This is a genomic window from Blastococcus sp. SYSU DS0616 (assembly GCF_054051015.1).
Map to the genome: position 1 here is coordinate 58,724 of NZ_JBJHAJ010000021.1, position 15,828 is coordinate 74,551.

The following is a 15,828-nucleotide window of genomic DNA, read 5'->3' on the forward strand; positions in this document are numbered from 1 at the left end:
GTGGGCGTCGGGGGAGTTCTACGGGCCCGGTGTTGCGTCCACGTGGCGCCGACGGGACGCCGTGTTACGAGCTCGTTCCGCCCGCCGTCGAGCGCTCGGGAGCGAAGGCGGCGCGCCGGAAGGCGTCGAACAGCGGCGGTGGCTGCGGGGAGGCCCACATCTGGTTGGTCAGCAGGACGGCCGTCGTGCCGGTGACCGGGTCGGTCCACCACGTGCTGCCCAGGCCGCCGTCCCAGCCGTAGGACCCGGCGTGCCGCCCGTCCGCCTCGTCGGTGCGGCGGACGCCGATACCCAGCCCCCATCCGCCGCCCTCGTCGTCCACCGGGCCGACCTGATCGGTGGTCATGGCGCGGACCGCGCCCTCGCTCAACACCCGGGGCCCGTCGGGAGCGCACCCTCGCGTCTCCAGCGCGCAGGCGAGAGCGGCCAGGTCGCCGACCGTGGAGACCAGGCCGTCGGCGCCGTCGGGGAACGCGGGTGCCGACGACCACTGGCCGTCCACCGGGTCGTAGAGCTCCCGCACGCCATCGGGCCCCGGCGGCGTCCAGTGCGGCCCCAGCCGGTGGCGGGCCGCCGCCGGCACCCCGAAACCGGTGCTGCGCATCCCCGTCGGCCGGAGGATCCGCTCGTCCAGGACCGCGGGCAGCGGCCGCCCCGCGGCGCGCGACACCAGGACGCCGAGCACGCTGGCGCCCACGTGGTAGAGCCAGCGCCTGCCGGGCTGGTGGGCCAGCGGGACCGTGCCGAGCAGCCGCATCCACTCGTCCGGCTCCGGTGCGGCCCGGGGCGCCGGGGGTCCCACGGGCAGCCCCGCTGCGGCGAGCGCGGCCACCGTGGGGGACGGCCAGGGCGCGGTGAAGTCCAGGCCGAGCCCCAGCCGGAGGGTGAGGACGTCGCGGAGCGTGATCGGCCGCTCGGCCGGCACGGTCCCGGCGTCCGGGTCGGTGGGATCGACCAGGACCCGACGGGCGGCGAGCTCGGGGAGGAGTGCGTCGACGGGCTCGTCGAGGGCGAGGACGCCGTCGTCCACGAGCGCCATGGCCGCCGCGGCGACGACCGGCTTGGTCACGGAGGAGATGCGGAACACGGTGTCCGGGCGCACGGCGTCGCCGGTGCCGGGCGCGTGCACGCCCGCTGCGCCGCTGGAGACGGGTTCGCCGTGCCGGCCTACCCACCACGCGGCGCCCGGCACCTCCCCGGCGGCGACCGCCCCGGCCACCGCGTCCTCGATCCGGTCTGCGCGCTCTCTGCCACCGTCCACGGGGAGATGACCGGTCGCGCGGCCGCGACTCATCGCGTCAGGCGGTGTGCACCACGTGGAAGGCCTCGGCGGCCCGGCCGGCGGGCAGGCCGAACCGCTCCGCCGTCTGCCGCATCCAGGCGGTGACGAAGCCGTCGAGGTCGTCCAGATGGCTCACCTGGGTGACGTGGCGCCGGAGCGCGGCCAGCTTCCGGTCGAGCGCGTCGGTGACGTCGACGGCGTGGTCGGCGCGCGGGCTGGCGCCGAGCCACACCTCCGCGACGGTCCACGCGTCCAGCCCCTCGTCGGTCAGCAGCTCGGGGAAGGCGAACGGGTTGCGGGCGTCGGGATAGACCGCGCGCAGCGTCGACTCGCCCACGGTCATGTGGTCGGGGTGGCTCGCGCCGATCCGCTCCCAGAAGCGCTCCGGCGAGCTGGTCAGCACCCGCTGGGGCCGCACCTGCCGGATGACCCGGCTGATGTCCCGGCGCAGGTCGAGGGTGAGCTCCAGCCGGCCGTCCGGGTAGCCGAGGAAGCGGACGTCGGTGACGCCGACCTCCGCGGCCGCCGCGACCTGCTCGGCCCGGCGCAGCGGCCCCATCCGCTCCCGCGGCGTCTCGTCGAACCCGCCCGCGTCGCCGTCGGTGACGATCAGGTAGGTGACCTCCGTGCCGGCGGCGGTCCAGGTGGCGACCGTCCCGGCGCTGCCGAAGTCCACGTCGTCGGGGTGGGCGAGCACGCAGAGAGCGCGCTCGACGTGGTCGGCGGGCCGGGTCGGCAGCGGGGAGGTCACCCGGCGGAGCCTACGGAGAGCCCGCGGAGCTTGTCCGGGTTGCGCACGACCAGCAGCTGCTCGATCCGCCCGTCGGTGACGACCGGCGAGATGGCCAGCAGCGGCGTTCCACCCGCCCACGCAGCGATGCCCGCGGCGCCGTTGACGTCGACGACCTCGATCCTCAGGTCTGGCAGCGCCGCGCCCTGCGCGACGATCCCTAGCAGGAAGCGCGCCACCTTGTCCGCGCCGGTGACCGGCCGCAACGCCGCCTTCACCTTGCCGCCCCCGTCGCTCACCAGGACGACGTCCGGCGCGAGGGCGGCGAGCAGCGCCTCGACGTCCCCACCGGCGCAGGCCGCGAGGAACCGCTCGGTCACCTCGTGCTGCGACCGGCGGTCGGCGGCGAACCGGGGACGGCGTGCCCGCACGTGCTCGCGGGCGCGGTGGGCGGTCTGGCGGACCGCGGCCTCGGACCGGCCCAGCGCCGCCGCCACCTCGGCGACCGGCAGGCCGAAGACCTCGCGGAGCACGAAGACCGCGCGCTCGGCGGGGGAGAGGCTCTCCAGCACCACGAGCAGGGCGAGGCCGACCTGCTCGCCGAGCTCCGCGGATCCGGTCGGGTCGGTGGGTGCGGGCGCGGCCGCCACCGGGGCGGCGCCGGTGAGCAGCGGCTCGGGCAGCCACGGCCCCACGTAGCTCTCCCGGCGGGCCCGGGCCGAGCCCAGCCGGTCCAGCGCCAGCCGGGTGGTGATCCGCACCAGGTAGGCCCGCGCGTCGGCCACCTCGCCCCGGTCGGCCGCCGACCAGCGCAGCCAGGCGTCCTGCACGACGTCCTCGGCGTCGGCGACGCTGCCGAGCATCTGGTAGGCCACCGAGAACAGCAGCCCCCGGTGCCGGTCGAACGGGGCGAGGGGCGCGGTCACGCGGGGAGCTCGCAGCGGTCCGAGAAGCCCTGGCTGGTGAGGCCCAGTGCGCTGTTGAACCGGGACCGCGAGTTCTCCACGGAGATCATCATCGTCAGCTCGACGAGCTCGGCGTCGTCGAGGTGGCGGCGCAGACCGGCGACCATCTCGTCGGTGACCTGCACCGGGGTCGTCGTCATCGCCTCCCCGTAGGCGAGCACCTGCCGCTCGAGGTCGGTGTAGACGTCGCTGTCGCGCCACCGCGGGACGTCCCGGAGCTTCGCCGGGTCGACCCCGTCCTGCGTGCTCACCCAGTAGCCGAAGTCCAGGCACCAGGAGCAGCCGATCGTCGCGGCCGACGACATGACCGCCAGCGCCTTGAGCGTGGGGTCCAGGCGGTTCCAGCGGGCCACCGACTGCTCGTGCCGGACGTAGGCGCGCAGCACGCGGCCGTGGTGCGCCATCGCCGCGCCAGGGTCCAGGACGACGCCGAAGCGGCGGCGGGAGTACCACTCGGCGAGGCGGACGAGCGGGGTGCGGGGCGGGTCGAGCGGGATGCGGGCCATGGTCGTTCCTCTCCACGGGGACGGGTGCCCATGGAGACGACGCAGCCGGCCGGGATGTGACACCGGGGCGCCGTCGACCGCGCCGCCGGCATCCCGCAGACTCGCCGTCGTGCCCGCCTTCACGCTCTCGGTCGCCCTCCGGTCCTCCGCCCCGCTGGACGACGCCAGGGTCGACGAGCTCCGGGCCGCCCTCGCCCCGGGCGACCCCGAGCTGCGGCTGTGGCGGGAACCCGACCGGGCGGTGCTGCGGGTGGCGACGGAGCGGGAGGCCGCAGACCTCGACGCCGCGCTGGTGCTGGGCATGCAGCTCGCCGACGAGGCGAACGAGGCCTGCCCGGGGCGGGTGTTCGAGGTCGCGGCGATGGGCGACGACGACTCGCAGGTCTGGCGCAGCGGCCCCTAGGCCCCCGTCGAGCCCCTCACCCCTCGCGCGCGAGGGGTGAGGAGGACGGCGGCCTCCTTGCAGGGGCCCGCGGCGGCCCCGTCCAGAGGCTCATCCTGAGCGTGCGAAGGGTGAGGAGGACGGCGGCCTCCTTGCAGGGGCCCGCGGCGAGCCTGCGAGCGGTGGGGGGCAAGGAGGTCCTTCTAGAGCCGGCCGCGGCCCTGGCGCAGCAGCATCATGCCCAGGTCGGCGCCGCCGGGCCCCAGCGCCGAGCGGAACCGGGACAGGACCTGCTGCTCGCGGGAGAGCGAGAGACGGGTTCCGCCGGAGGCAGCGCGCAGCGCGCCGATCTCCTGGCTGATCCGCAGCCGGCGGCGGACGAGCTCGATGATCTCGGCGTCGCAGGCGTCGATCGCGCTGCGGAGCGCACCGATCCGCTCGGCTGGGTCGGCGGGAGCGGTCGGGCCGGCGGGGGAGGAGGCGGTGAGCGTGTTCATCGGATGTCCTTCGCGGTGGCTGGACCTGGACCCGGGAAAAGAAAAAACGCCCCGGGCTCCTCGGGCCCGGGGCGTCGATTGCGGCATGTGCTCAGCCAGCGGTGACGGACACCGGATCCCGGTGGCCGTAGGAAAAGCGGACCGTGGCGAACACGAGCGGGAGTGTGCCACAGCCGCGCGGCCGGAGGTAGACGCGGTCGCCCGGGGCGGGTGGTGCGGCTGGTCCCCGGGCCCGGCGGAACGGTCACCCGTCCGGCTTACAGTGGCGGTCTCATGAGCAGCAGCCTCCAGCAGTCCCTCCCCGGCACCGCCGCCCTGCAGCGCTCCGCTCCCGGCTCGCTCGGGCGGGAGCTGGACCGGATGCTGGCGGGGCTCAACGGCCCGCAGCGCGACGCCGTCGTCCACGAGGGCAGCCCGCTGCTCATCGTCGCCGGCGCCGGGTCGGGCAAGACCCGGGTGCTCACCCACCGGATCGCCTACCTGCTCGGCGCGCGCGGGGTGCAGCCGGGCGAAATCCTCGCGATCACCTTCACCAACAAGGCCGCCGGTGAGATGAAGGAGCGGGTCGCCGCACTGGTCGGACCGCGGGCGCGGTCGATGTGGGTGTCGACCTTCCACTCGATGTGCGTGCGCATCCTGCGGGCCGAGGCCGCCAAGCTCGGAATGAAGTCCTCGTTCACGATCTACGACCAGGGCGACTCCATCCGGCTGATGACGATGGTCGCGCGCGACCTGGACCTCGACGCGAAGCGCTATCCCGGCCGCAGCCTGGCCAACCAGGTGTCCAACCTGAAGAACGAGCTCGTCGACGAGGAGTCGTTCAGCCCCCAGACGGCGCCGGAGAAGGTGCTGAAGGAGGCGTACACGCTCTACCAGCGGCGGCTGCGCGAGGCGCACGCCATGGACTTCGACGACCTGATCATGACGACGGTCCACCTGCTGCAGGCGTTCCCCGACGTCGCCGAGCACTACCGCCGCCGGTTCCGGCACGTGCTGGTCGACGAGTACCAGGACACCAACCACGCCCAGTACATGCTCGTGCGCGAGCTGACCGGCACGGGCGAGGGGCCGGTGCCGCAGGCCGAGCTGTGCGTCGTCGGTGACGCCGACCAGTCGATCTACGCGTTCCGCGGCGCGACGATCCGCAACATCGACGAGTTCGAGCGCGACTACCCGCAGGCGACCACGATCCTGCTGGAGCAGAACTACCGCTCCACCCAGCGGATCCTCAAGGCCGCGAACACGGTCATCGCCAAGAACACCGGCCGCCGGCCGAAGAACCTGTGGACCGACTCCGGCGACGGCGAGCTGATCGAGGGCTACGTCGCCGACAACGAGCACGACGAGGCGGCGTGGGTCGCCGAGCAGATCGACGCCCTGGTCGACGAGGGCGCGTTCCAGCCGAAGGACATCGCGGTCTTCTACCGCACGAACAACGCCTCCCGCGTGTTCGAAGAGGTCTTCATCCGCGTCGGCATGCCGTACAAGGTCGTCGGCGGGGTCCGGTTCTACGAGCGCAAGGAGGTCCGCGACGCGCTGGCCTACCTGAAGCTGGTCGCCAACCCGGCCGACGTGGTCAGCCTGCGCCGCATCATCAACGTGCCCAAGCGGGGGATCGGCGACAAGGCCGAGTCCTGCATCGAGTCGTTCGCCGACCGGGAGCGGATCGCGTTCGGGTCGGCGCTGCGGCGCTGCGCCGAGGTGCCCGACCTGGCCACCCGCTCGCTCAAGGCGCTGCAGGAGTTCGTGGCGCTGCTCGAGGAGTTCGAGCAGCTCGTCGAGACCGGCTCGGGCCCGGCTGCGCTGCTGGAGAGCATCCTCGACCGCACCGGCTACCTCGCCGAACTGCAGGCCAGCACCGATCCGCAGGACGAGGGCCGCGTCGACAACCTCAACGAGCTCATCTCGGTCGCCGCGGAGTTCGAGGCCGCCAATCCGGGTGGCTCGGTCACCGACTTCCTGGAGCAGGTGTCGCTGGTCGCCGACGCCGACCAGATCCCGGTCTCGGGTGACGAGGCCGGCGTGGTCACGCTGATGACCCTGCACACCGCGAAGGGGCTGGAGTTCCCGGTCGTCTTCCTCACCGGCATGGAGGACGGCGTCTTCCCGCACCTGCGCGCGCTCGGTGACCCGCGGGAGCTGGAGGAGGAGCGCCGGCTGGCGTACGTGGGCATCACCCGGGCGCGCCAGCGGCTGTTCATCTCGCGGGCGACGGTGCGCACCAGCTGGGGGCAGCCGGCCTACAACCCGCCGTCCCGGTTCCTCGACGAGATCCCGGCCGAGACCATCCACTGGGAGCGCACCGACCCGGTGCCCGCCCCGTCGACCGGCTACAAGTCGGCGCAGACGCGGGTGGCCGCCACCGGCCTGTCCACCGGTGGTCTGCGCGGCGGGGCCGGCAACCGGCAGGTGATCAGCGTCGAGGTCGGCGACCGGGTCAGCCACGACGCCTTCGGGCTCGGCACGGTGGTGGAGGTGACCGGCGTGGGGGACAAGGCCCAGGCCACGGTCGACTTCGGTTCCGGCGGCACCAAGCGCCTCGTCCTCCGCTACGCCCCCCTCGTGAAGCTGTAGCCCGAGGAGCGGGGCCCGAAGGGTCCCCGACGAGGGCTGGAAGCCGCGGCACCGACAGGGGACGGCACGGAGCTGCGCCCCACGACGCGCGCCGCGTGCGACGTGACCGGAGGAGCGGGCCCGAAGGGCCCTCGACGAGGGTCAGGACGCGCTCAATGCATCAGGGGACGGCACGTGGCCGCGGTGTCGCCCGGAGGGCGACGGATCAGGGAGTCGCGGTGTCGGCCGGAGGCCGACGGATCACACGCTCGCCCCGCGCTCGGCCAGCCAGGCCCGGGGGTCGATCGGTCGCCCGTCCATCCCGCCGCGGTGGATCTCGTAGTGCAGGTGCGGCCCGGTCGACTGGCCCTCGTTGCCGATCTTGGCGATCTGCTCCCCGGCGGTGACGATGTCGCCGGCGGAGACGCTGTAGTAGCGCATGTGCCCGTAGATGTGCACGTTGCCGTCGGCGTCCTGGATGTAGACGGCGTTGCCGTACCCCGAGGCGCGTCCGGCCCGCACGACGACGCCGTCGGTGGCGGCGACGATGGGCGTGCCGAGCGGCGCCGCCAGGTCCAGGCCGTAGTGCATGGTGCCCCAGCGGCGGCAGAAGCAGGTGGTGAGCGTGCCCTGCGTCGGGGCCACGATCTTGGGCTGCCGGGCGGCGCGGGAGGCGGCGAGCTCGCTGAGCCGCGCCTGGGCCTCGGCCTCGGTGATGCCGCGCCGGGCGTCGGCGCCCTCGAGGCCGCCGGCGAAGCTCACTTCGGTGCTGACGCCGAGGCCGTAGTCGGAAGCGGAGGCGGAGACGTCCGCGCGGTCCCCGGTCGCGGCCGGGATCCCGGCGAGGACGGCGCCGGCGACCAGGGCGGCGAGCCAGAGGGGGGCGCGACGGCCCGGCGGGTGCGGCAGCCGGCGGCGGACGCGTGGCTCGGCCGAGGTCGTGGGCTCGGCGGGCGGCGGCGTCGGGGCCGGCGCGCGCACGGGGCCCTCGACGGCGGCGCGCGGCCGGGGCACCACGGCGACGTCGGCGCGTGGTCCCTCCAGCACCTGTGCACTGCTGCGAGACACGGCGAACCTTCCCGGACTGCCTGGCCGGCGAGCGCTCGCTGAGCGTTCGTCGGGGGAGCGACGACGGCGAGGACACCGTCAGTGGCGTCCGCCGGCCGTGCCGGCGCCGTGATCGGACCGTAACGATCCGTGAGTGGGCGACCAAGCACCGAACGTTGCGTGTCGCGATGTGTGCACGTCGTCTCGTCGACGGGTCGACTCGGCGCGCCTCCCCGGGGCCGGTCGGCTCAGGCGACCGCGGCCACCGGTGCGCCGTGCGCAGTGGGCTCGGCGACGCCGGCGAGGGTGGCGGCCACCTCGTCCAGGACGCCGCGGTGGATGGGCAGCGACATGTGCCCGACGCCCCGGAACAGCACGTTGCGGGCGCCGAGGTCGGGGTGGTCGCAGCGCCCCGAGTGCGTGGGCAGCACCACCTGGTCCAGGTCGCTGTACACGGCCGTGACGCGGGTCCGGCAGGCCGGCGCAGGGTGGTCCAGTTCCTGCAGCAGCGGCGAGCCGGGACGCAGTTGGCGCACCAGCGGCGTGGGCAGCACGTGGGCCAGGATCGAGCCCCGGTGCGGCGTGCCCAGGGTCACGAGCGTGTCGACCCGGCGGTCGCCACCCTGCCGCTGGACGTGGTACCGGGCGATCAGCCCACCGAGGCTGTGCCCGACGACGTGCACCCGGTCGTAGCCGGTCTGCTCGCAGATCCGCTCGATGTGCTCGCCCAGGTCGGCGGCACCGCGCGTGACGTCGGTGAGGAAAGGGCTGTAGTTCCACGAGCAGACGGCGGCGAACCCGCGCCGGCGCAGGCTCCGCCGCATGACGGCGAAGACCGAGCGGTTGTCGATCAGCCCGTGCACGAGCAGCACCGGGGTGCGGGCCGCCAGCGGATCGGTGGCGAACAGGGCCCGCGCGGCGGGGGGCTGGGCATCGGTCCGCCGGCACGGGTCGGGGCGGAACTGCTCCATCCGGGTGCCCAGCGGGTACAGCAGGGCATGGGCACCGACCCAGGCCAGCTCGGTGAGGCCGCCGACGATCCCGGCGGGCGAGCAGAGCGCGCGCAGTCCTCGTGGCGTGGCGTCGGCGTCGTCCGCGGTGTGCCACTCTGGACCAGGGCCCAGCTCGCTCGATGGGCGCATGGCTGCCCTCCCGTTGGAGCCTCCGGCGGAGCACGGCTCGTGCCCGTCCCGCCGACCGGCGGTGCTCGGGTGTGTGTGCTCCGTTCACCGCACGGTAATGCGGGGGTGTGTCGGTCGTCACATGAAAGTCACCGACGAGCCGTCGATCGAGTCCGGTTCGTGACATGCAGCAGAGGGGGAGACGTGTCCACCCGCGACGATCGCGCCCGGGCAGGCCGGACCAGGGGCGCCGCCCGCAGAGGGCCCGCAGGGGCGTCGGCGGCCACGCCGCCGGCGGCCGACGGGGACCGGGTGGTCGTCGGTACCGTGCCGCCCTCGGTGCGGCTCTGCGGACTGCTGCTCGTGCTCGCCGGCCTGGCCGGCGTGCTCGCCGCCGTGCCGACCTACCTCGTCGTCGGTGGAGAGGAGCTGCGCCAGGTGCGGGGGTTCGGCGGTGCGCTCGCGACCCTCCTCGTGCCCGCCGTCCACCTTGCGGTGGGGGTCACGCTGCTCCGCCGCGCCGTTCCGAAGTTCGGGCTGGCCTACGCCGCCGTGGCCGGTGCGCTGTCGGTGGGGGAGCTGCTCATCGAGCTCTACCGGGGGAGCAGTTCGACGGCCCGACCCGGCGTGGAGGTGCTGGCGGGCGAGCGGGTGCTGACCAGCGGCGTCCAGATCGGCGCCGGCTGGGTGCTGGGCATCGTCGCGCTCGTCCTGACCGTGCTGGCCGGCGCCGTCGCCGTGGCGGCCTGGGGCCGGACCGTGATGGAGGACCGCGGACCGCTGGAGCCGATCCGCTCCGTGCTGGCGGGGGCCGCGGTGCTGCTGGGGGTGGTGGCCGTCCTCTGCCTGGCGCTGCCGCCGGCCGATGTGCCCCAGGAGCTGCGCATCGACCCCGTGACCGGCATGCGGGTCGTCGTGACGCAGGAGGGGCCGCAGGCGCTGCTCGAGCGGCCGGGGCTCGCGCTGCTCGGTGGGCTGCTGCTGGCCGGTGCGCTGCTGCTCTGCGCGGTCGTCGCACCGTCGCTGCGGCCCCGGCTGGGAGCGGTCGGGGGGCTGCTCGCCGTCGCCGTCACCGTGCTCGGTGCGGGGCTGGAGGGCCTGCGGGACGCCGTCTCGTCCGACGAACTGGTCTGGACCGTTCCCGGCATCGGGCTGCTCGTCGCGGGGCTGGGTCTGCTCGGCCTGACGGCGGGCGCCTGGCGGGTGCGGCGCACCGGGACGTGACCCGCGCCACTGCGCCGGCGCGAGAGCTCCTAAGCTGCCTGCCGTGGTGGACGAACGCATCCGGGTGGTCATCGCAAAACCAGGGCTCGACGGGCACGACCGCGGGGCCAAGGTCGTCGCGCGGGCACTGCGCGACGCCGGGATGGAGGTCGTCTACACCGGCCTGCACCAGACGCCCGAGCAGATCGTCGAGACGGTCGTGCAGGAGGACGCCGACGCCGTGGGCCTGTCCGTCCTCTCCGGCGCGCACATGACGCTCTTCGCCCGGCTCGCGGAGCTGCTCCGGGAACGCGGTGTCGACGACGTGGTCGTCTTCGGTGGCGGCATCATCCCGGAGGAGGACGTGCCCGAGCTCCAGCGGCTCGGCGTCACCGGCATCTTCACGCCCGGGGCCACGACGACCGAGATCGTGGAGTGGGTGCGCAGCCACGTGGGAGAGCCCGCAGGCGCCTGAGGGGCCTTCGGCGCTGTGACCAGCGCGAACGCGCGAGCAGCGTTGTGATGCAGACCACGTCCGACCCCGTCCGGGCCGCCCGGGGCAGCGTTCCGGTGGCCAGCGGTCTACGGTGCCTTTCCGTGGATCTCTTCGAGTACCAGGCCCGTGACCTGTTGGCCTCGCACGGCGTCCCCGTGCTCCCCGGCGGCGTCGCCGAGACCCCCGAGCAGGCGGAGGCGATCGCCCGCGAGATCGGGCAGACCGTCGTCGTCAAGGCGCAGGTGAAGACCGGCGGCCGCGGCAAGGCCGGTGGCGTCAAGCTCGCCGACAACCCCGAGGACGCCAAGGCGCGCGCCCAGGACATCCTGGGGCTGGACATCAAGGGCCACATCACGCACCGCGTGATGGTGGCCCAGGCCAGCGACATCGCCGAGGAGTACTACTTCTCCTACCTGCTCGACCGCTCCAACCGCACCTTCCTGGCCATGGCCTCGAAGGAGGGCGGCGTGGAGATCGAGCAGCTGGCCGTCGAGCGTCCCGAAGCGCTGGCCCGCATCCCGATCGACGCCACGGTCGGCGTCGACAGCCAGAAGGCCGCCGAGATCGTCGACGCCGCCGGCTTCCCCGCCGAGGTGCGCGACCAGGTGATCGCCATCGCCGTCCAGCTGTGGGACACCTTCGCCAAGGAGGACGCCACGCTGGTCGAGGTCAACCCGCTCGCCAAGGCGCCCGACGGCACCGTCCTCGCCCTGGACGCGAAGGTCACCCTCGACGAGAACGCCGGCTTCCGGCACGCCGAGCACGCCGCGCTCGAGGACGCCGCCGCCGCCGACCCGCTCGAGGCCGCGGCGAAGGAGAAGGACCTCAACTACGTCAAGCTCGAGGGCGAGGTCGGGATCATCGGCAACGGTGCCGGCCTGGTCATGAGCACCCTGGACGTCGTCGCCTACGCCGGAGAGGAGTTCGGCGGGGTCAAGCCGGCCAACTTCCTGGACATCGGCGGTGGCGCCTCGGCCGAGGTCATGGCCAACGGCCTGGGGATCATCCTCTCCGACCCCGCCGTGAAGAGCGTCTTCGTCAACGTCTTCGGCGGGATCACCGCCTGCGACGCCGTCGCCAACGGCATCGTCGCCGCCCTGCAGCAGCTGGGCGACCAGGCCACCAAGCCGCTGGTGGTCCGCCTCGACGGCAACAACGTGGAAGAGGGTCGGCGGATCCTCGCCGAGGCCAACCACCCGCTCGTGACCGTGGTCGACACGATGGACGGCGCCGCGCGCCGGGCCGCCGAGCTCGCCGCCGCCTGAAGCCCTAGCGAACAGGACCTGTAGAGATGTCGATCTTCCTCAACGAGAACAGCAAGGTCATCGTCCAGGGCATGACCGGCTCCGAGGGCATGAAGCACACCTCGCGCATGCTCGCCTCCGGCACCGCGATCGTCGGGGGCGTGAACCCCCGCAAGGCCGGTACCAACGTCGACTTCGACGGCAGCAGCGTGCCGGTGTTCGGCTCGGTCGCCGACGCCATGAAGGAGACCGGCGCCGACGTCAGCGTCATCTTCGTGCCGCCGCCGTTCGCCAAGGGCGCCGTCATCGAGGCCGTGGACGCCCAGATCGGGCTCGCCGTGGTCATCACCGAGGGAATCCCGGTGCACGACTCGACCTACTTCTGGGCGCACGCCCAGGGCGGCTCGACGCGCATCATCGGCCCGAACTGCCCCGGGCTGATCAGCCCCGGGCGCAGCAACGCCGGCATCATCCCGGCCAACATCACCAAGCAGGGCAAGATCGGCCTGGTGTCGAAGTCGGGCACGCTCACCTACCAGATGATGTACGAGCTGCGTGACATCGGTTTCTCCACCGCGATCGGCATCGGTGGCGACCCGGTCATCGGAACCACGCACATCGACGCCCTCCAGGCCTTCCAGGACGACCCGGAGACCGAGGCGATCGTGATGATCGGCGAGATCGGCGGCGACGCCGAGGAGCGGGCCGCTGACTTCGTCAAGGCCAACGTCACCAAGCCGGTCGTCGGGTACGTCGCCGGCTTCACCGCGCCCGAGGGGAAGACCATGGGCCACGCCGGCGCCATCGTGTCCGGCTCGGCCGGTACCGCCCAGGCCAAGAAGGAGGCCCTCGAGGCCGCCGGTGTGCGCGTGGGCAAGACGCCGTCGGAGACGGCGCAGCTCATGCGGGAGATCGTCGGCTCCTGACCTCCCACGCCGCCACGCTGCCCGGTGACCGCTCTGGTCACCGGGCAGTGGTGCGTCCGGAGGGCGCCGGGTGGGTGGCAGCATGTCGTTGCGCGGGCCGCGTCCCGACCGCCACGATCGATGAGCACCTGATCCGTCCGGAGGAGATCCAGTGACCGCGAGCCAGCCCCCGCAGCCGCCCGAAGGCGGCCGACCTCCTGCGGGTGGCCAGTCACCCGAGGGGCTGGGTGAGGAGGCTCCGCGGACCGCGGAGGCCGGGGCGCAGGGAGGGGACCCGGGGCCGTACCAGCAGCCGCAGGGTGGACAGGCCCACGAACAGCCCGCCTACGGCCAGTTCCCGTACGGGCAGCAGCAATACGGCCAGCAGCAGTACGGGCAGCCCCCGTACGGGCAGCCCGCCTACGGCCAGCAGTACGGGCAGCCCCCCTACGGGCAGCCCCCGTACGGCCAGCAGCAGTACGGGCAACCCCCCTACGGGCAGCCGGCCTACGGCCAGCAGTACGGGCAGCCCACGTACGGGCAGCCCCCGTACGGCCAGCCGCCGTACGGTGCGCCCCAGCAGCCCTACGGCCAGCCGGTCCACGGGGCTCCCGGCTACGGACCCCCGTTCGCCGGTCCCGGGTACCCGGGCGGCCGGCGACCGGGCGGCGCCGAGTTCTCCTTCGACCCCAAGCGGCTGGCCTGGACCGACTACGCCGTCGCGGGCGGGACGCTGCTGTACCTGCTCGTCGCCTTCCTGCCCTGGTGGCGGTTCGGCGACGCGACCTTCGGCGTGACGTTCAGCGGGCTGGAGGACGGCATGGTCCGCGCCGCCTTCGTGCTCCTGCTGCTGGCGACGACGTGGGCGGTCCTGCCGGCCTTCGTCCGGACGACGCTGAGCTTCCCGCGCTCCGCGGTGACCGCCGGCCTGGCCGGCCTCGGCCTGGTCCTCACCCTGTTCTCGTGGTTGGACACCCTGCGGTACGCCTTCTCGTTCTGGGCGCTGCTGGGCTTCCTGACCGCGGCCGCCGTCACCGCGCTCGCGGTGGTGGCGCTGCGGAGGGAGCTGCGCGAACGACCGGCGCGGCCGGCCACCTCGCACCCCGGCGGGCAGTGGGCCGGCCCGGGGGTCGGGCAGCCGTACCCCTACGCGCCGTACGGGCCGGGGCCGTATCCCTACCCGGGGCAGCAGGCCCCGCCCCCGTGGCCGCCGCATCCCGGCGCGGAGCAGGGTCCGGCCCCGGGACCCGCCGGCGGGCCCGGGGGGTCGACCGCCTCCGGCGAGCCCCCGGGCACTACGCAGAGCGAGCGCCCCGGCACGGACACCTGATCGGCGTTCCGGCGCGCCCCTTCCGGGACGGCCGGCTCCGGCGCGTGCGGCGGACATCCGCCGCGCTGGCTTGCGAGAGTGGAGGGGTGGTCGCCCTGCTCGCACGCCTGCCCTTCCGGCGGGACGACGGGTCGACCACGCGACCCGCGCCGCCGGCCTTCCTGGCGGCCCTCGCCGCGGCCGCCGTCACGGTCGCGGGGGTGACCGGCCTCTGGCTGGCGCTGGTGGTCGTGCAGGCGCTGGACCCGGCCGGTGGCATGTCGGCGGGCGGATCGGCGTCCCTCGCCACCCGGCTGTGGCTGCTCGCGCACGGCGCCGAGCTCCGGCCGGCCTCCGGCGCGCTGGCGCTGGCGCCCTTGCTGCTGACCCTGCTGGCGGCCCGGGGCCTCTGGTGGGCCGGGCGGGTGGCCGTCCGGGTCCTGGACGACGACGCGTCGGCGCCGACGGTGGCCGGCGCGGCGTCCCTGGTCGTGCTCGTGCACCTCGCGGTCACCTGGCTGCTGGCGATGGTCGTGGACGACGCGACGGCGGGCATCGGCTGGCCGCGCACGCTGGCGGTCCCCGCCGGCCTGACCCTGGTCGCCGTCGGGTGGGGCGCGGGGCGGGAGTCCGGGCTGCTCGACGCCGGGCTGGACCGGTTGCCGGGTGTCGTCCGCCCGGTCCTCCGCGGAGTGCTCGCCGGGCTGCTCACCGCGCTCGCCCTGTCCCTCGTGGTCGTCGCCGTGGCGCTGGCCAGCGACGCGGGCGGCTACGCGGCTCTGTCGCGCGCGCTCGGCGGGGCGGGTGCGGGCGCCGTCGGGCTGCTGGGGCTGAGCGCGCTCTACCTGCCGAACGCGGGGATCGCCGTCCTCGGGCTGGCGGCCGGCCCCGGCTTCTCCGTGGGCACCGGCACGCTCGTGTCGGTGCACGGCGTCACGCTGGGCAGCGTGCCCGCCCTCCCGTTGCTCGCGGCGCTGCCCGACACGCAGGCGGTCCCGCTGGTCGCCTTCGTGTCCCAGGCGATCCCCGCCGTCGCGGGCCTGGTGGCCGGCAGCACCCTGGGCCGCTGGTTCACCGACCGGGACGGTGGCTCGGTGGTCGCCGGACTCGCCGGGCTGCTGGCCGGCTCCCTGCTCGGGCTGCTCACCGGGGTGCTCGCCTGGGCCGCGGGCGGTGCCCTGGGTGACGGCGCTCTCGCGGTGGTCGGCGCCCCGCCCGTGGCCACCGGCATCGCGATGGCCGCGCAGGCCGGGATCGCCGCGGCGCTCGCCGGCGCGGTGACCCGCTGGCGGGCGCTGGGCTGAAGCGGCCCCGTCGAGAGGCTCGCGCCGAGCCTGCGAGGCGTGAGGACGACGGGGTCCTTATAGGGTCGACGCCGTGCCCGCCGACGAGCCTCCTGCCCGGGCACGGGTCGTCGTCCTGCTGTCCGGCACCGGGTCGCTGTGCGCCGCCCTGCTGGACGCCACCGACGACCCCGCCTACCCGGCCGCCGTGGGGGGGGGGGGGGGGGGGGGGGGGGGGGGGGGGGGGGGGGGGGGGGGGGGGGGGGGGGGGGGGGGGGGGGGGGGGGGGGGGGGGGGGGGGGGGG

15 protein-coding genes are annotated in these 15,828 nt (G+C 74.6%); 8 read left to right on the forward strand and 7 right to left on the reverse strand.

What is annotated here, in order from left to right; all coding sequences use genetic code 11:
- Nucleotides 1–64: 64 nt before the first annotated feature.
- Genes ACI79K_RS15535 through ACI79K_RS15550 form a run of 4 tightly spaced genes read right to left on the reverse strand, consistent with a single transcriptional unit; the run spans nucleotide 65 to nucleotide 3,483 of the window.
- Complete coding sequence (locus ACI79K_RS15535) at nucleotides 65–1,261, reverse strand: serine hydrolase domain-containing protein (RefSeq protein WP_456600117.1); 1,197 nt, start codon at nucleotides 1,259–1,261, stop codon at nucleotides 65–67.
- A 37-nt stretch (nucleotides 1,262–1,298) separates the two neighbouring features.
- On the reverse strand, nucleotides 1,299–2,033 hold the full coding sequence (locus tag ACI79K_RS15540; RefSeq protein WP_456590393.1) for a PIG-L deacetylase family protein: 735 nt from the start codon (nucleotides 2,031–2,033) through the stop codon (nucleotides 1,299–1,301).
- Nucleotides 2,030–2,938, reverse strand: coding sequence for an RNA polymerase sigma-70 factor (locus ACI79K_RS15545; protein ID WP_456600118.1), 909 nt, complete (start codon nucleotides 2,936–2,938; stop codon nucleotides 2,030–2,032). Before ACI79K_RS15545 ends, ACI79K_RS15540 begins: the two co-directional genes overlap by 4 nt.
- Complete coding sequence (locus ACI79K_RS15550; RefSeq protein WP_456597851.1) at nucleotides 2,935–3,483, reverse strand: carboxymuconolactone decarboxylase family protein; 549 nt, start codon at nucleotides 3,481–3,483, stop codon at nucleotides 2,935–2,937. Before ACI79K_RS15550 ends, ACI79K_RS15545 begins: the two co-directional genes overlap by 4 nt.
- A gap of 109 nt (nucleotides 3,484–3,592) precedes the next feature.
- Between ACI79K_RS15550 and ACI79K_RS15555 the strand changes: the two genes are divergently transcribed.
- Entirely contained in the window at nucleotides 3,593–3,886 is a 294-nt protein-coding gene (locus tag ACI79K_RS15555) for a hypothetical protein (protein ID WP_456590390.1), read from the forward strand.
- Nucleotides 3,887–4,068: 182 nt separating this feature from the next.
- Here the strand turns inward: ACI79K_RS15555 and ACI79K_RS15560 are convergent, their stop codons facing one another.
- Nucleotides 4,069–4,362, reverse strand: coding sequence for a chorismate mutase (locus tag ACI79K_RS15560; protein WP_456590389.1), 294 nt, complete (start codon nucleotides 4,360–4,362; stop codon nucleotides 4,069–4,071).
- Nucleotides 4,363–4,635: 273 nt separating this feature from the next.
- Here ACI79K_RS15560 and pcrA point away from each other — a divergent pair, with 273 nt between their 5' ends.
- Entirely contained in the window at nucleotides 4,636–6,936 is a 2,301-nt protein-coding gene (gene pcrA, locus ACI79K_RS15565) for a DNA helicase PcrA (protein WP_456590388.1), read from the forward strand.
- Between the two features lie 240 nt (nucleotides 6,937–7,176).
- Here the strand turns inward: pcrA and ACI79K_RS15570 are convergent, their stop codons facing one another.
- Nucleotides 7,177–7,983, reverse strand: coding sequence for a M23 family metallopeptidase (locus ACI79K_RS15570; protein WP_456590387.1), 807 nt, complete (start codon nucleotides 7,981–7,983; stop codon nucleotides 7,177–7,179).
- 227 nt (nucleotides 7,984–8,210) lie between these two features.
- Nucleotides 8,211–9,104, reverse strand: coding sequence for an esterase/lipase family protein (locus tag ACI79K_RS15575; RefSeq protein WP_456590386.1), 894 nt, complete (start codon nucleotides 9,102–9,104; stop codon nucleotides 8,211–8,213).
- A 318-nt stretch (nucleotides 9,105–9,422) separates the two neighbouring features.
- Here ACI79K_RS15575 and ACI79K_RS15580 point away from each other — a divergent pair, with 318 nt between their 5' ends.
- From ACI79K_RS15580 to ACI79K_RS15605, 6 genes are all read left to right on the forward strand, one after another.
- Nucleotides 9,423–10,307 carry a hypothetical protein gene (locus tag ACI79K_RS15580; protein WP_456590385.1) on the forward strand — a complete coding sequence of 295 codons (885 nt, stop codon included), beginning with the start codon at nucleotides 9,423–9,425 and terminating at the stop codon, nucleotides 10,305–10,307.
- A 43-nt stretch (nucleotides 10,308–10,350) separates the two neighbouring features.
- Nucleotides 10,351–10,761, forward strand: a complete 411-nt coding sequence (locus ACI79K_RS15585) for a cobalamin B12-binding domain-containing protein (RefSeq protein ID WP_456597846.1) — start codon at nucleotides 10,351–10,353, stop codon at nucleotides 10,759–10,761.
- Nucleotides 10,762–10,883: 122 nt separating this feature from the next.
- Entirely contained in the window at nucleotides 10,884–12,047 is a 1,164-nt protein-coding gene (sucC, locus tag ACI79K_RS15590; protein ID WP_456590383.1) for an ADP-forming succinate--CoA ligase subunit beta, read from the forward strand.
- 26 nt (nucleotides 12,048–12,073) lie between these two features.
- Nucleotides 12,074–12,952: a succinate--CoA ligase subunit alpha gene (gene sucD / locus ACI79K_RS15595; protein WP_456590382.1), complete on the forward strand. Its 879-nt coding sequence runs from the start codon at nucleotides 12,074–12,076 to the stop codon at nucleotides 12,950–12,952.
- A 151-nt stretch (nucleotides 12,953–13,103) separates the two neighbouring features.
- Nucleotides 13,104–14,261, forward strand: coding sequence for a hypothetical protein (locus tag ACI79K_RS15600; protein WP_456600119.1), 1,158 nt, complete (start codon nucleotides 13,104–13,106; stop codon nucleotides 14,259–14,261).
- 86 nt (nucleotides 14,262–14,347) lie between these two features.
- Nucleotides 14,348–15,544 carry a cell division protein PerM gene (locus ACI79K_RS15605; RefSeq protein WP_456600120.1) on the forward strand — a complete coding sequence of 399 codons (1,197 nt, stop codon included), beginning with the start codon at nucleotides 14,348–14,350 and terminating at the stop codon, nucleotides 15,542–15,544.
- The last annotated feature ends 284 nt before the right edge of the window (nucleotides 15,545–15,828 follow it).

Bases quoted from the DNA above. Each gene is read 5' to 3' on its own strand.
- ACI79K_RS15550 (WP_456597851.1), bottom strand. From the start codon at position 3,483: ATGGCCCGCATCCCGCTCGACCCGCCCCGCACCCCGCTCGTCCGCCTC.
- ACI79K_RS15560 (WP_456590389.1), bottom strand. From the start codon at position 4,362: ATGAACACGCTCACCGCCTCCTCCCCCGCCGGCCCGACCGCTCCCGCC.
- pcrA (WP_456590388.1), top strand. From the start codon at position 4,636: ATGAGCAGCAGCCTCCAGCAGTCCCTCCCCGGCACCGCCGCCCTGCAG.
- ACI79K_RS15575 (WP_456590386.1), bottom strand. From the start codon at position 9,104: ATGCGCCCATCGAGCGAGCTGGGCCCTGGTCCAGAGTGGCACACCGCG.
- sucD (WP_456590382.1), top strand. From the start codon at position 12,074: ATGTCGATCTTCCTCAACGAGAACAGCAAGGTCATCGTCCAGGGCATG.